This is a genomic window from Variovorax sp. P1_H12_2, from assembly GCF_056405335.1.
Window position 1 is genome coordinate 1 of the sequence record NZ_JBFUCI010000142.1, and the last position, 13910, is coordinate 13910.

Annotated in this window: 17 protein-coding genes; 7 read left to right on the forward strand and 10 right to left on the reverse strand. The window is 68.5% G+C overall.

Annotated elements, in window-relative coordinates; genetic code table 11:
- A partial coding sequence (locus AC1D2K_RS15945; RefSeq protein ID WP_478089804.1) for an ABC transporter permease occupies positions 1-721 on the forward strand: 721 nt, incomplete at its 5' end.
- A 63-nt stretch (positions 722-784) separates the two neighbouring features.
- On the opposite strand, the gene AC1D2K_RS15950 is transcribed toward AC1D2K_RS15945, so the two are convergent.
- Together AC1D2K_RS15950 and AC1D2K_RS15955 are read right to left on the reverse strand one after the other, a co-directional pair.
- Positions 785-2335 (reverse strand): transglycosylase SLT domain-containing protein, encoded by a 1551-nt coding sequence (locus AC1D2K_RS15950; protein WP_478089805.1) that lies wholly within the window; start codon positions 2333-2335, stop codon positions 785-787.
- Positions 2332-2814, reverse strand: a complete 483-nt coding sequence (locus AC1D2K_RS15955) for a hydroxyacylglutathione hydrolase C-terminal domain-containing protein (protein WP_478089806.1) — start codon at positions 2812-2814, stop codon at positions 2332-2334. Before AC1D2K_RS15955 ends, AC1D2K_RS15950 begins: the two co-directional genes overlap by 4 nt.
- Between AC1D2K_RS15955 and AC1D2K_RS15960 the strand changes: the two genes are divergently transcribed.
- Together AC1D2K_RS15960 and rnhA are read left to right on the forward strand one after the other, a co-directional pair.
- Positions 2813-3604 (forward strand): class I SAM-dependent methyltransferase, encoded by a 792-nt coding sequence (locus AC1D2K_RS15960; RefSeq protein ID WP_478089807.1) that lies wholly within the window; start codon positions 2813-2815, stop codon positions 3602-3604. The two genes, AC1D2K_RS15955 and AC1D2K_RS15960, sit on opposite strands and share 2 nt — an antisense overlap.
- Positions 3601-4050 carry a ribonuclease HI gene (gene rnhA, locus AC1D2K_RS15965; RefSeq protein WP_478089808.1) on the forward strand — a complete coding sequence of 150 codons (450 nt, stop codon included), beginning with the start codon at positions 3601-3603 and terminating at the stop codon, positions 4048-4050. The genes AC1D2K_RS15960 and rnhA overlap by 4 nt, the downstream gene beginning before the upstream one ends.
- Before the next feature lie 244 nt (positions 4051-4294).
- On the opposite strand, the gene AC1D2K_RS15970 is transcribed toward rnhA, so the two are convergent.
- From AC1D2K_RS15970 to AC1D2K_RS15995, 6 genes are read right to left on the reverse strand one after another with little or no spacing between them, the layout of a single operon-like run.
- Entirely contained in the window at positions 4295-4777 is a 483-nt protein-coding gene (locus AC1D2K_RS15970; RefSeq protein WP_478089809.1) for a Crp/Fnr family transcriptional regulator, read from the reverse strand.
- Between the two features lie 36 nt (positions 4778-4813).
- The gene (moeA, locus tag AC1D2K_RS15975) at positions 4814-6121 is read right to left on the reverse strand and encodes a molybdopterin molybdotransferase MoeA (RefSeq protein WP_478089810.1); all 1308 of its coding nucleotides are present in this window, start codon (positions 6119-6121) and stop codon (positions 4814-4816) included.
- Positions 6122-6134: 13 nt separating this feature from the next.
- Positions 6135-6785, reverse strand: coding sequence for a molybdenum cofactor guanylyltransferase MobA (mobA, locus tag AC1D2K_RS15980; RefSeq protein WP_478089811.1), 651 nt, complete (start codon positions 6783-6785; stop codon positions 6135-6137).
- An 11-nt stretch (positions 6786-6796) separates the two neighbouring features.
- Positions 6797-7915: a GTP 3',8-cyclase MoaA gene (gene moaA / locus AC1D2K_RS15985; RefSeq protein WP_478089812.1), complete on the reverse strand. Its 1119-nt coding sequence runs from the start codon at positions 7913-7915 to the stop codon at positions 6797-6799.
- 54 nt (positions 7916-7969) lie between these two features.
- On the reverse strand, positions 7970-9403 hold the full coding sequence (locus AC1D2K_RS15990; RefSeq protein WP_478089813.1) for an aldehyde dehydrogenase family protein: 1434 nt from the start codon (positions 9401-9403) through the stop codon (positions 7970-7972).
- 37 nt (positions 9404-9440) lie between these two features.
- A complete protein-coding gene (locus AC1D2K_RS15995) occupies positions 9441-9995 on the reverse strand; it encodes a peroxiredoxin (protein ID WP_478089814.1) in 555 nt (184 codons plus the stop codon).
- A 93-nt stretch (positions 9996-10088) separates the two neighbouring features.
- Here AC1D2K_RS15995 and AC1D2K_RS16000 point away from each other — a divergent pair, with 93 nt between their 5' ends.
- The 4 genes from AC1D2K_RS16000 to AC1D2K_RS16015 all read left to right on the forward strand — a co-directional run bounded on the left by AC1D2K_RS16000 (position 10089) and on the right by AC1D2K_RS16015 (position 13117).
- Positions 10089-11666 (forward strand): phospholipase D-like domain-containing protein, encoded by a 1578-nt coding sequence (locus tag AC1D2K_RS16000; RefSeq protein ID WP_478089815.1) that lies wholly within the window; start codon positions 10089-10091, stop codon positions 11664-11666.
- A gap of 60 nt (positions 11667-11726) precedes the next feature.
- A complete protein-coding gene (locus AC1D2K_RS16005) occupies positions 11727-12077 on the forward strand; it encodes a hypothetical protein (protein WP_478089816.1) in 351 nt (116 codons plus the stop codon).
- On the forward strand, positions 12070-12315 hold the full coding sequence (locus AC1D2K_RS16010; protein WP_478089817.1) for a hypothetical protein: 246 nt from the start codon (positions 12070-12072) through the stop codon (positions 12313-12315). Before AC1D2K_RS16005 ends, AC1D2K_RS16010 begins: the two co-directional genes overlap by 8 nt.
- Positions 12316-12550: 235 nt before the next feature.
- Positions 12551-13117 (forward strand): hypothetical protein, encoded by a 567-nt coding sequence (locus AC1D2K_RS16015; RefSeq protein ID WP_478089818.1) that lies wholly within the window; start codon positions 12551-12553, stop codon positions 13115-13117.
- Between the two features lie 10 nt (positions 13118-13127).
- Here the strand turns inward: AC1D2K_RS16015 and AC1D2K_RS16020 are convergent, their stop codons facing one another.
- Positions 13128-13496: a nuclear transport factor 2 family protein gene (locus tag AC1D2K_RS16020; protein ID WP_478089819.1), complete on the reverse strand. Its 369-nt coding sequence runs from the start codon at positions 13494-13496 to the stop codon at positions 13128-13130.
- Between the two features lie 5 nt (positions 13497-13501).
- A partial coding sequence (locus AC1D2K_RS16025; RefSeq protein WP_478089820.1) for an OmpA family protein occupies positions 13502-13910 on the reverse strand: 409 nt, incomplete at its 5' end.

A 13910-nucleotide genomic window follows, 5' to 3' on the forward strand; every position in this document is an offset into this window, starting at 1 on the left:
GGGCGAACCGGTCCAGGTGGCAGGCCGGGTCTGGAGCTGGTTCATGCCGGTCGCGATCCCGCCCAATCCGCTGTTCCCCGAAGGCCTGGCGGGCAATGCCGACATCTATGTCCACCTCGGCACGACGCTGCTCGAGACCGTGCTGGCCTTCGTGATCGGCACCGTGCTGGGGCTGGCCTGCGGGCTCTGGCTGGCGCTGGCCCCGACCGCGAGCCTGGTCTTCGACCCCTACATCAAGGCCGCCAACTCGATGCCGCGCGTGATCCTGGCGCCGATCTTCGCGCTGTGGTTCGGCCTCGGCATCTGGAGCAAGGTGGCGCTGGCAGTCACGCTGGTTTTCTTCATCGTCTTCTTCAACGTCTACCAGGGCGTGCGCGAAGTGAGCCCGGTGGTGCTGGCGAATGCGCGCATGCTCGGCGCCAACCAGCGGCAGCTGCTGCGCACCGTCTACCTGCCGAGCGCGACCAGCTGGGTGTTCTCGAGCCTGCACACCTCGGTGGGCCTGGCTTTCGTCGGCGCGGTGGTCGGCGAGTACCTGGGCTCGGCTCGCGGCGTCGGCTACCTGATCCTGCAGGCCGAGGGGACCTTCGATGTCAACACGGTGTTCGCCGGCATCGTGGTGCTCACGGCCTTCGCGCTGCTGCTGGACGCGATCGTCGGCGTGCTCGAGAAGCGCCTCATGAAATGGCAGCCCCGCAGCGGCGAGACCGAGAAGCTCTGAAGCCCGCCCCTCTGCGCGCAGCGCGGACCAGGCCGCGCTGGCGGCCCGGCGCCGGCCTGGCCTTCAGCGCTTCTTCTTCGACGGCGTGCCGCCGCGCTTCTCTTGCACGACTTGCTTGTCGCTCGAACCCTTGGTCGCCTTGGCGGAGCTGCCCTTCGTCGCCGCGCCGCTGCTCTTGGACGCTGCCCCAGCGCGCACATGGCCGGAGCCGGAACCCACGCTGGCGGCCCGCGAGGCCCGCACGGGCAGGAACACCACCACCTCGAAGCCGCGCGGGAAGGCATGGCTTGGCTTGACGTCGTTCCATTCGGCGACGCTGGCCGGACTCAGTTTGTAGCGGTGGGCGATGCTCGCGACGCTGTCCAGGCGGCCCGCCTTGATCACGGTGYGGCGCGTGACGATCTCGGGCTGGAAGCTCAGTTGGCCGGTATCGGCCACCAGCGCCGCCACGTCTTCCTGGACCCGGGCGCTGCGCGGCACGATCAGCGTCGACCCGGCCTTGATCAACATCCGCGGCGGCACGTTGTTGACCGCGCGCAGGTCGGCTTCGCTCATGCCCGAGCGCTGCGCGGCATCGGCCACGGTCATCGTGGCCGGCACCGTCCAGGCGGTCCAGCTGGCGTACTGGCCCTGGCTGTAGGCCTCGAAGTTGCGCTGGAACACGGCGGCGTTGTCCCACGGCAGCAGGATCTCCGGCGTGCCGGCGGCCAGCAGCACCGGCTTGTGCGCCGACGGATTGAGCGCGCGGAAGTCCTCGATCTGCACGTCGGCCAGCTTGGCCGCCAGCGCGACGTCGAGATCGCGCTTGAGCGCGACGGTCTGGAAGTAGGGGTGGTTGGCGATCAGCGGCAGGTCGACATTGAAGCGCGCCGGATCGGCGACGATGTTCTTGACCGCCTGCAGCTTCGGCACGTAGAGCCGGGTCTCGGCGGGCATCGTGAGGTCGCTGTAGGTGGTGGGCAGGCCGGCGCGCTGGTTCTTCGCGATCGCCTTGCCGACGTTGCCTTCGCCCCAGTTGTAGGCGGCCAGCGCGAGTTGCCAGTCGCCGAACATCCCGTAGAGCCGCTGCAGGTAGTCGAGTGCTGCGCGGGTCGACGCCACGACGTCGCGCCGGTCGTCGCGGAAGATGTTCTGCTTCAGGTCGTAGTCGGTGCCGGTGGCCGGCATGAACTGCCACATGCCGGCCGCGCGAGCGCTCGACACGGCCTGCGGATTGAAGGCGCTCTCGATGTAGGGCAGCAGCGCGAGTTCGGTCGGCATGTCGCGGCGTTCGAGCTCCTCGACGATGTGGAAGATGTAGCGGTTCGAGCGCTCGGTCATGCGCTGGATGTAGTCGGGCCGGCTCGCATACCACTGCTCGCGGTCACGCACCAGATCGCTGCTGAGATCGGGCATCTTGAAGCCGCGGCGGATGCGGTCCCACATGTCGGTGGGCGGGGCCAGCGTGACCACGGCACGCGACTTGGTGTTGCCCGAGGTGATCGGCGTCAGGTTGCCGCCCGGATAGACCGGCGTGCCGCCGGCCGAAGCGCCACCCGGCGCTGACCCGGTGCCGGTGGCACAGCCCGCGAGAAACAAGGAGCCCGCGAGGCAGGCGGCTAGCAGAAATTTCATCGAAAGTCGTTTTTCCATTGGCGCAGCGCGGGGAACACTTCGGCCGGCGCGGCTTGCGCGCAATGGCCGGCATGAGCCTGGACCGACTGACTGACAGTGGCTTCGCAGCTGCGAAGTGAGGGATGGATTCGGCGCCCGGTGAGCCGCTGCGGGGGCAGCGTCGGCTGGCCGCGCGCACGCAATGTTTCGCAGTGCGCCGTGTAGTGAGTGAGATCCGGGTTGCCGGGTTCCACGCTTTGTGCAAATCTCGGAAAAGCAAGCGTGTCTTCGTGGCCGCAGTCCGCGTACGGCGCCGCCCCGTCGCCGGTGTGATCGGCATGATGGCGCGTGACTAGAATCGCGGCCAGTTGCAGATTGCCGCGCGGGAGTGCTTCGGACACCGGCCCGGCGTCCCTTGGGTCGACCACGATCGCGTCGTGCCCGTCCTGCGACATCCAGATGCAGTTGTCGGCGAAGGCGGGCAGCGGAACGAGGGTCATGAGCGGYCAAATTATAGGTTTGCACGATTGGTTCGAGACCCCCCCCGGCCGTTATCTGCTGGCCTGGGAGCAGGCGCAGCTCGACCAGGCCGTCGCCGACGTGTTCGGTTACCACGCGCTGCAGCTGGGCCTGTCCGAAGTCGAGGGACTGCGCGCCAATCGCATGCCGCACCGCTGGCTGGCGCTGTCGGATCCGGCCCAGGCCAGCGCCAGCGCGCTGGTGACGGACTTCTCGGCCTTGCCTTTTTCGGCCAACAGCCTCGACCTGGTGGTGTTGCCGCATGCGCTCGAGCTCAGTCCCGACCCGCACGCGACCCTGCGCGAGGTCGAGCGGGTGCTGGTACCCGAGGGCCGCGTCGTCATCTGCGGCCTGAATCCGGCCAGCCTCTGGGGCATGCGGCAGCGCCGGGCCCGTCTTTTTCGACGGCTGGGATTCGGCGAGCTGTTCCTGCCCGAAGCCGGCGATTTCATCGGCTACCGGCGCATGCGCGACTGGTTGCGGCTGCTGAGCTTCGAGGTCGAGTCGGGGCGCTTCGGCGTCTATCGACCTGCCGTCCGCAGCGAAGCCTGGTTGGAGCGCTGCCGCTGGTTCGATGCCGCCGGCGAGCGCTGGTGGCCGATTTTCGGTGCTGTCTATTTCCTCGTGGCGGTGAAACGGGTGCGGGGGCTGCGGCTGCTGAGCGCCGACTGGCGCCGCGCCGCCTCGCGCGCCAGCGCGCCGGTGCCGATCRCGGGAAAGATGCACCGGGGACGCGACAATCGGGGACATCGAGAAGGAAACGGTTTTTGAACGAAGTACAGATCTACACCGACGGTGCCTGCAAGGGCAACCCCGGTCCCGGCGGCTGGGGCGCATGGCTCAAGTCGGGCGCCACCGAGAAGGAGCTTTTCGGCGGCGAACTCAACACCACCAACAACCGCATGGAGCTGCAGGCGGTGATCGAGGGCCTCGGCGCGCTCAAGCGGCCGTGCAAGGTCGTCCTCTACCTGGACAGCCAGTACGTGCGCATGGGCATCACCGAATGGATCAAGGGCTGGAAGGCCAAGGGCTGGCGCACCTCGACCAAGCAGCCGGTGAAGAACGTCGAGCTCTGGCAGCAGTTGGACAAGCTGGTGGCCGAGGGCGGCCACCAGATCGAATGGCGCTGGGTCAAGGGCCACTCGGGCGATCCGGGGAACGAGCGCGCGGATGCGCTCGCGAACAAGGGCGTCGAGCGCGCACTCGGAAGGATTTAGCTCGCCCCCAGGTTGGCTCACTGCGTGTAGCCGCCCACCCCCTACCGGGGGCAACACCAGCGGACCGGCGGAGCCGGTTCCGCGGTGGCACTGTTGCTCGCCCCCAGGTTGCCCGCACTTCGTGTCGGGCGCCCACCCCCTGCCGGGGGCAACACCGGCGGCCCGGCGAAGCCGGTTCCGCGGTGTTTCACGAAACCGGCCTGGCTTCGCCGGCCCTTCGGGTGCGCGAAGGCTGAGGGCGGGTTCAAATGCGCTTCAGCGCTTCCAGGCATTCGCCCATCTGTGCCCGGAAAAGGCGATCGTCGGCGACGCGCAGCCGGCGGCTCATCTCGCGCGCGATGTTCATCTGGATCAGCGCGAACTGTTCGACGTCGCGTTCGAACAGGYGGTACAGGTTGGCCGAAGTGAGCTCGATCGCGACGCAGTCGGCATCGGTGCGCACCGATGCGCTGCGCGGAAAGAGGTCGAGCAGGGCCATCTCGCCGAAACAGTCGCCCCGGACCAGGTGCCCCAGCAGCAGCTCGTGCGACTGCCAGCTCTTGGACACGGTCACGCTGCCGGTTTCGAGCACGAACATGCCGTGGCCGGGATCGCCTTCGCGGAAGAAGTAGCTGCCGCCCGGCACTTCGACGACCGGCGCGGACGCCAGCAGGAACTCGATGGTTTCCGCACCGATGGCGCCGAAGATCGGCATCTGCTGCATCAACTCGATTCTGGTGGCGGCCATGCGCAATTCCCGTGAGGCCAGGGGCGGGCAGAGACCTTACACCACGCCGTCGAAGATCATCACATCGACCGCGTCGCCCGCCGCCACGCTCGCCTGGTCGTGGTGCAGCACCACCAGGCCGTTGGCCTCGACCATCGAGCTCAGGACGCCCGAGCCCTGATTGCCGGCGATGCGCACCTCGGGCAGCGCGCCCGCGACCGCCTGCACCCGGCCGCGCTGGTACTCGGTGCGTCCGGGCTTCTTGCGGATCGCATCCACGCTGGTGGCGCGCAGCAGCGGCGGCGGCGCGGCGCAGGCTGCGTTGCAGCCCATCATCTGCAGCAGCGCAGGGCGCACGAAGGCAAGGAAGGTCACCATCACCGCCACCGGATTGCCCGGCAGGCCGAACAGCACCGCGGGCCCGCGCTGTTCGTTCGGCGCCGGGATCAGGCCGACCGCCATCGGCCGGCCGGGCCGCATCGCGACGCGCCAGAACGCCATGTCGCCGAGCCGCTGCATGACGGCGCGCGTGTGGTCGGCCTCGCCGACGCTGACGCCGCCGCTGGTGATGATGGCGTCGGCATCCGCCGCGGCGCGGCGAAGCGCGGATTCGAGCGCCGCCGGATCGTCGCGTACCAGGCCGAGGTCGATCACCTCGCAGCCCAGTCGGGTGAGCAGGCCGAACACGGTGTAGCGGTTGCTGTCGTAGACCGCACCTTCGCGCGGCAGTTCGCCGAGACTCAGGATCTCGTCGCCGGTGGAGAAATAGGCGACGCGCAGGCGCCGCAGCACCGGCACCATCGGCAATCCGAGGCTGGCCACCATGCCGAGCGCGGCCGGTGTGATGATCTGGCCGCGGCGCAGCGCGGGCTGGCCCTGCATCAGGTCTTCGCCGGCGAAGCGGCGGTTGTCGCCGCGCCGCAGCGCCCGGGCCGGGAAGCTCACGCGCTCGCCTTCGACCGTGCAGAACTCCTGCGGGATCACCGTGTCGAGTCCGGCCGGCATCACCGCGCCGGTCATGATCTTGACCGCATCGCCGGCCCCCAGCGTGCCGCGCCAGGCGGCGCCGGCCAGCGCGGTGCCGACCACGCGCAGCGTGAGCGTGGCGTCGCCGGCGGCGGCGAGCACCGTGCCGTCGAAGGCGAAGCCGTCCATGGCCGAGTTGTCGTGCGGCGGCACGCTGACCGGCGAGACGACGTCCTCGGCCAGCACCCGTCCGAGCGCATCGCGCAGGGCCAGGCGCTCGACCTGCGTGACGACCGCGGGCTCGGCCAGTTGCGCCAGGAAGGCCTGCACGGCGTCGACGCCCAGGGCCTTGGGGTCGTAGCCCGCCAGCGCGGCGGCAATCTCGGCAATTCGGCTCATGGCAACAAGAGAATCAGCAACGCCGGGCTTCGAGCGCGTGCAGCTCGGCCAGCGTGTTGGCGTTGAAGAACGCATTGGCGGCATCGCCGGGGCGATCGAAGGGCACCAGCACCGTGCGGTGCTGTCCGGTCCACTTGTCGATCTTGCGGCCGCCGTTCTGCGTGAAGCGCACCAGGCTTTCGAGCAGTGTGGCGCGCAGCAGGCAGAACACCGGTTGCGGGAACAGCACCGGCGCGGCGGCCGGATCGTCCGCGGCCTCGGGCGCGCTGACCATCGCGATGTCGGCGTCCTCGGCCGCCAGGGCGGCGGCCAGGCGGCTGGCCAGGTCGAGCGGGAACAGCGGTGTGTCGCAGGGCACGGTGAGCAGGTAGGGCGTCTCGCAGCGCTCCAGACCGGTCAGGAAGCCGGCCAGCGGCCCCGCGTAGTCGGCCAGGCCGTCCGGCCACACCGGCACGCCGAAGGACTCGTAGGCGGCCAGGTTGCGATTGGCGTTCACCATGATGTCGCCGACCTGCAGTCCCAGGCGCAGCACCGCGTGCATCGCGAGCGGCGTGCCGTTGAAGTTCTGCAGGCCCTTGTCGATGCCGCCCATGCGCGAGCCGCGGCCGCCGGCGAGCACGAGGCCGGTGATCTCGCCGGCGTCGATGGCAGTCGATGGATTCATTGCTGCCGCGCTCATCCGCCGATATAGCTCATCTCGACCCGGCGCGGTGCGCTGCTGTCGGTGTCGGGCGCGCGCAGTGCGCGCAGTTCGGAGTAGCGGTCGCTGCGGCCCTGCCAGATGTGCCCGAGGGCGGACGCGATCTGCGCGTCGTCGGCGTCGCCGCGCAGCAATGGACGCAGGTCGTGGCCCTGGCTGGCGAACAGGCACAGGTAGAGCTTGCCCTCGGTGGACAGTCGCGCGCGGCTGCAGTCGTGGCAGAAGGCCTGGGTCACGCTGCTGATCACGCCGATCTCGCCGGCGCCATCCGCGTAGGCCCAGCGCTGCGCGGTTTCGCCGGCCACGGTGGCTTCCAGTGGCGCCAGTGGAAACACCTCGGCGAGCCGCCGCACGACTTCGGCCGACGGCAGCACTTCGTCCATGCGCCAGCCGTTGGTGGCGCCGACGTCCATGTACTCGATGAAGCGCAGCACCACGCCGGTGCCGCGGAAGTGGCGGGCCATCGGCAGGATTTCCTGCTCGTTGGTGCCGCGCTTGACCACCATGTTGACCTTGATCGGGCCCAGCCCGGCCGCCTGCGCGGCCTCGATGCCGGCCAGCACCTCGGCGACGGGGAAGTCGACGTCGTTCATGCTGCGGAACACCGTGTCGTCGAGGCCGTCGAGGCTCACGGTCACGCGTTTGAGGCCGGCCGCCTTCAGCGCCTGGGCCTTGCGCGCGAGCAGCGAGCCGTTGGTGGTCAGCGTGAGGTCGAGCGGCTGGCCGTCCGGCGTGCGCAGCGCCGCGAGCTGCTCGACCAGCACCTCGAGGTTCTTGCGCAGCAGCGGCTCGCCGCCGGTGAGCCGGATCTTGTGCACGCCATGGCTGGCGAAGATGCGCGCCAGCCGCGTGATCTCCTCGAAGCTCAGCAGCGCGCTGTGGGGCAGGTACTGGTAGTCCTTGTCGAACACTTCCTTCGGCATGCAGTAGCTGCAGCGGAAGTTGCAGCGGTCGGTCACGCTGATGCGCAGGTCGGTCAGGGGGCGGGCCAGCCGGTCGAGCAGCACGCCGGTGGCCGCGACCATGCGCTCGGGCGCAGGCGCGGCGCGGCGCGGGCGGCCGATCTCGGAGACGTGGACGACATGCTTGTTCATGAGAGGGTCAATTTAACGCATCGCCGGGGCCGCTGTCGTCGCAGGGCCACTTGCTCAGCCGTGCTTCACGGCCACGGTCTTGAGCGTGGTGAATCCGTACAGCGCCTCGAAGCCCTTCTCGCGGCCGTAGCCCGAGGACTTGACGCCGCCGAAGGGCAGTTCGACCCCGCCGCCGGCGCCGTAGTTGTTGATGAACACCTGGCCGCTCCTCACGCGCTTGGCCATCCGGAACTGGCGCCCGCCGTCGTTCGTCCAGATACCGGCGACCAGGCCGAACTGGGTGGCGTTGGCCAGCGCCACCGCCTCGTCCTCGTCGCGGAACGACATCGCGGCCAGCACCGGGCCGAAGACTTCCTCCTGCGCCAGGCGGTGGTCCACCGGCACGTCGCGCAGCAGGGTGGGGGCCTGGTAGAAACCGGCCTCGGGCGCTTCGTCGACCACCACGCCCTGCGCCACCATCGGGATGCCCGCCACGTGCGCGTCCGACAGGAAGTCCCACACGCGCTGMTGCTGCGTCTGGCGGATCAGCGGGCCGACGTCCAGGTCCATGGCCGCGGGGCCGACGCGCAGCGCCTCGAAGGCATGGCCCAGGCGCTGCAGCAGCGGCTCGTAGATGGCCTGGTCGATCAGCACGCGCGAGCCGGCCGAGCAGGTCTGGCCGGCGTTCTGCACGATGGCGTTGATCAGCACCGGGATCGCCGCGCCCAGGTCGGCATCGGCGAACACGATCTGCGGGCTCTTGCCGCCGAGCTCGAGCGTCACCGGGCAATGGCGCTCGGCCGCCACCTGCTGGATCAGCGTACCCACCTTGGGGCTGCCGGTGAAGCTGATGTGGTCGATGCCCTCGTGGCGCGCCAGCGCGTCGCCGACCTCGTGCCCGTAGCCGGTCACGATGTTCAGCGCGCCAGCTGGGAAGCCGGCCTCGGCCGCCAACTGGGCGACCCGGATCAGCGACAGGCAGGCGTCCTCGGAGGGCTTGACCACGCAGACGTTGCCCGCGGCCAGGGCGCCGCCGACGCTGCGGCCGAAGATCTGCATCGGGTAGTTCCACGGGATGATGTGGCCGGTGACGCCGTGCGGCTCGCGCCAGGTGAAGACGCTGTAGCCATCCTGGTAGGGAATGGTCTCGCCGTGCAGCTTGTCGCAGGCGCCGGCATAGAACTCGAAGTAGCGCACCAGCGCCACCGCATCGGCCCGGGCCTGCTTGACCGGCTTGCCGCAGTCGCGCTGCTCGATCAGCGCCAGCTCGTCGACGTGCTCGGCGATCTTCTGCGACAGCTTGTAGAGCAGCCGCCCGCGTTCGGCCGCGCTGACCTTGTGCCAGGTGGTCTCGAAGCAATGGCGCGCCGCGCGCACCGCGGCGTCGATGTCCGCTGCATTGCCGCGCTGCAGTTCGTCGAAGACCTGGCCGTCGGACGGATCGATCACCGGCAGGGTGCGGCCGGACGAGGAAGCAACGTTTTCGTTGCCGATGTAGTTGAGTTGCATGGTGGAAATGGTAACGGTCCGCCGTCGCGTTTCGCGTTCAGCGTGCAGCGGCTGCCTTCGGCAGCGCGCGCAGCGCATTCAGCATGCGCTCGACATGCTTGTCCGGATTCAGGTTCTGGTAGTAGTAGGCGACCTTGCCGTTGGGCGCGACCACGTAGGACAGTCGGTTGGCGAAATCCGGCCGGGTCTGCATCAGCGCGTCGAAACCCTCGATCACGGCCTTCGACTGGTCCGACGCCACCGGAAAGCGGCTTTGGCAGGACTTGACCGAGAACTTCGCGAGGGTGTCGATGTCGTCGGCCGACACACCGATCACGGTGGCGCCGAGCGCCGCGAACTGGTCGATGGCTTCGGCGAAGGCATGCGCCTCGATGGAGCAGTCGTTCGAGTCCGCTGCCGGGAAGAAATAGACCACCACCGGCCCCTGGGCGAGCGCGTCGGCCAGCGAGTAGCGGAAAGTCTTGCCGCCCAGCGCCGCGGTGGCGGTGAATCTGGGCACCGCGTCGCCGATGTCGAGGGCGGCGAGGGCGGGCGCGGCCAGGGCGGCGGCGAAGGCAACGAAAGTTGCGCGCGCGGCGATCGATAGCATCATGATGTAACCCCGGGTGAGAGCGTTTCGAATTCTAGGACCGCATCCCGTCTCGCGGCGGTTCGATGCATGCGCGCCAGCAATGAGGAAATTGACATGACGATTGGCCTGGATCGCTGGCTCCGCCTGACGCTGGCCTGTGCCGGCATCGCGCTGCTGGGCGCCTGCGGCTCGCTGCCGATTTCGCGCGACCGCCCGGCCGAATACGCCGCGGCGCCCGACCGCTCGACCCGGCTGGCGAAGATCGTCGCGGATTCGACGCCGCCCGGGGAGCACTCCGGCTTTCGCCTGATGCCGTTGGGCGTCTATTCGCTCGACGCCCGCGTCCAGCTCGCCCAGCGGGCCCAGCAGTCGCTGGTGGTGCAGTACTACCAGCTCGAGAACGATGCCACCGGCCGGCTCCTGATGCGTGCCCTGCGCGAGGCCGCCGGGCGCGGCGTGAAGGTGCGGGTGCTGGTGGACGATCTCTACACCGCGAAGAGCCAGCAGCCGCTGCTGGCGCTGGCGCAGACGCCGAATGTGGAGGTTCGCCTCTTCAATCCCTTCTGTTGCGGCCGGGACGGCTTCCTGTCGCGCTTCCTCGCTTCCCCGCAGGAGATCGGGCGGCTCAACCACCGCATGCACAACAAGCTCTTCATCGCCGACGGCGTGGTGGCGGTGGTCGGCGGGCGCAACATCGCGGATGAGTATTTCGTGCTCAGCGAGGCGCAGAACTTCATCGACATGGACGCGCTGGTCGTCGGCAAGGTGGTGGCCGAACTCGAGGCGATCTTCGACGACTACTGGAATGCCGAACAGGTCTGGCCGATCGCCGAGATCGTCCGCGGCCCGGGCGGGCGCAAGCCCGGCGCCGAGGAGTTCGATGCCTGGATCGGCATGAGTTCCCCGCCGCCAAAAATCGTGTTGCCGCCGTCGGACGTGCTCGGCTACGGACCGATCGCCGAGGAGCTGGATGGTGGCCGGATGGGTCTCCTCTGGGGCGAGGCGCACGCCATCGCCGACCCGCCGACCAAGCCGGCCACCATGAGCGCCGACGACGCGCTCGCCACCAGCGTGACCATGAAGGTCTGGGGCCTGCTGATGGACGCCAGGACCGAGGTCGACCTGACGTCGCCCTACCTGGTGCCCGGCGAGAAGGGGATGGCCGCGTTCGAGGACCTRTCGCGGCGCAAGGTCAAGCTGACGCTGCTGACCAACTCGCTGGCCGCCAACGACGAACCGCTGGTCCATACCGGCTACGCGCGCTACCGCGAGCGCCTGCTCGCGACGGGCGCCGACCTGTACGAACTGAGCCCGGAGCGCACCACCGCCAACAAGCGCTTCGACATGTTCGGCAACTCGCTCGGCCGGCTGCATGCCAAGACGGCTGCGATCGACCGCCGACGCATCTTCGTCGGCTCGATGAACCTGGACCCGCGCTCGGCGACCCAGAACACCGAAATGGGCGTGGTGGTCGACAGCCCCCAACTGGCGCGCGAGATGCTGCGGGTCATCAACATCAGCAAGCTGCAGAATTCCTACCGCCTGCGGCTGGACAAGCGCACCGGCGCGATCGAGTGGCTCACCACCGACGGGGAGAAGGAAGTGATCCTGACGTCGGAGCCCGAATCGGGCTTCTTCAAGCGGTTCTACAACTCCCTGATCGCGCCGATCGTGCCGGAGATGCTGCTGTAGGCTCGGGGGATGGTCCTTTTCCGCCCTTGCAATCCGCCGCCGCCGCCCCACATGCTGTGCATGAACGCTACCCATACTCCCGTGCACAAGGCCGATCTGGCCGTGACGCATGTCCTGGCCCAGCTCCTCGAGCGGCTGGAGCACAGCGCCGTGCCGGTAGGCCCCGAGCAATACCGGTCGGTCGTGATGCACCTGGTCGATCAATTCCGCGATTCCGAGCCCGGCGCCGAACTCGGCCAGCTGCTGGATGCCTATCCCGCCGCCTCGCAGGTGTACGAGAACCTCAACTACCAGCACGCCGGCCTGTGCCGTTCGGCGCTCGATGCCTCGCTCGCGGCCGAACTGGCCGCCAAGACGGCCATCGGGCGTGCCATGCACAGCGACGGTCCCCCGGAAGCCGCCCATGAGTAAGACCGACGTCAAGACCGCGGTGGTGGCCGACGGGCTGCGCTACAAGGCCAAGGCGCCGGGTTCTCCGTTTCGTGCCTCGGCTTCGTTCAGCGGCGCCACGATGTCCTGCTTCATGTGCGGCAAGCACCGCGTGCGCTCCCAGATGCGGACCCGCCAGCTGCTCGGAAAATCGCAGACGGTCTGCGCGCCTTCCTGCAAGGCGCTCGACGAATTGATGGAATCGGCCGGGACCGCCTGAGAACTGGTGGGACATGCCTCGCCTATGAGGGTTGGCGAGGCAATTGATTTCATCTAATTAATACTTCATTCCGCCTATCCAGTCGCGGACATTCGAACTACAGTTAGAAACAATTGATGCGAATAGTTGCGTCAATACCTAAGTTCTAATTAATCGTAGCTTCAATGATCCCAATGAAGACCACTGCTTCGAACGGGTCGGGTCTGCGTCGAATGCACGCGAAAGGACGGCCCCTGTGAGCTCACCGCGTCACGTCATCATGCAGGTCGTCAAGCGCTCGGGTGGCGCCACGCATCACGTCGAGTTCTGCATCGACGACAACTTTGCCGAGCGTCTCAGGCAACTGCGCTCGCTGGTGCCGCCGCTCAACGCGCTCAACAAGCAGCGCGACCTGGTCATCGACAAGGTGCGTGTCCGGCTGCCGACCGCCATCTGGCGCTGCGGCGGCGACATCGACAGCTCGGTGGAAGGCTCGTGCATCGTGATCGCCGCCGAGGGTTTCTTCAACTGCGGCGCCAAGGACCGCAAGACGAAGGAAAAGCTCGTCACCTATACGTTCCCGATCGCGCGGCTGATCGAGCTGCACATGGAGCGGCCGGCGGCCGAGACCTTCTACATTCGCGACGGCATCTTCACCAACGACGAGCCGGCCGAGTCCGCGGCCGGCCGCTGGGTCGCCTCGCTGCACGAGCTGGAGGACATGCGCGTGCCCGAGGCGCCGTCCGATTTCGACACCCTGCAGGGCGTGCCGCTGCGTGCCGAGCAAAGCACGCCGCCGGCCCGCGGCGTCAGCCTGAACTGAGCGTCCCCAGTCAGTCCGGCTTCATCTGCACGGGATCGTAGAAGAACTCTTCCTGCGCGATGCGCTCGCCGTCCCAGCGCTGCCAGGCGAGTTCTTCGATGCGCATGCGGCGCCCATCGTTGCCGGTGAAGTCGAAGATCCAGCGGATCACGACATGGTCGCCGTTCACGCACACCGGCCGCACGCAATGCGAGACCACCGAAGCGGTTCGGGCGAGCACTGCGCGTTCATGCGCCACAAGTACCGCGCGGCCGCGCCGGGGCTCGGCCTGGTTCTCGCGCATCGACGCATCCTCGGTATAGAAATCCTCGATCGCCTGCGCGTGCTGGCCGCTCTCAACTGCGGCGATGAAGGCTTCGAGCGTCGCGGTCGAAGGCATCGCTGCTACTGCAGCTTCACTTCGACCCGGCGCGCTTCCGCCGGCGGTCCGTCGGCCTGGGCCTGGGCAGGCTTGGCGAGCTCGACCTTGTCTTCCGGCACGCCGGCGATCTTGAGGGCTGCCCCCACCGCCATCGCGCGCTGCTTGGCGAGTTCGGCATTCTTCTCGGGGTCGCCGGTGGCGTCGTGGTAGCCGCTCACCAGCACGCGGCCGCCGCTCTGCACGGATTTCACGATCTCGGCCAGCGCTGCGCTGGAGCCCGCCGGTACTTCGGCGCTGCTGGTGGCGAAATAGAACTTGATCACGCCGCCCTCGGCCTTGATCGAGGCACCGCCGTCGGCCGCGGCCACTGACGCTGCCGCAGGTGCCGCCGCAGCGGGCGCCGCGGCAGGCGCCGCCGGTGCGGTGACGGGC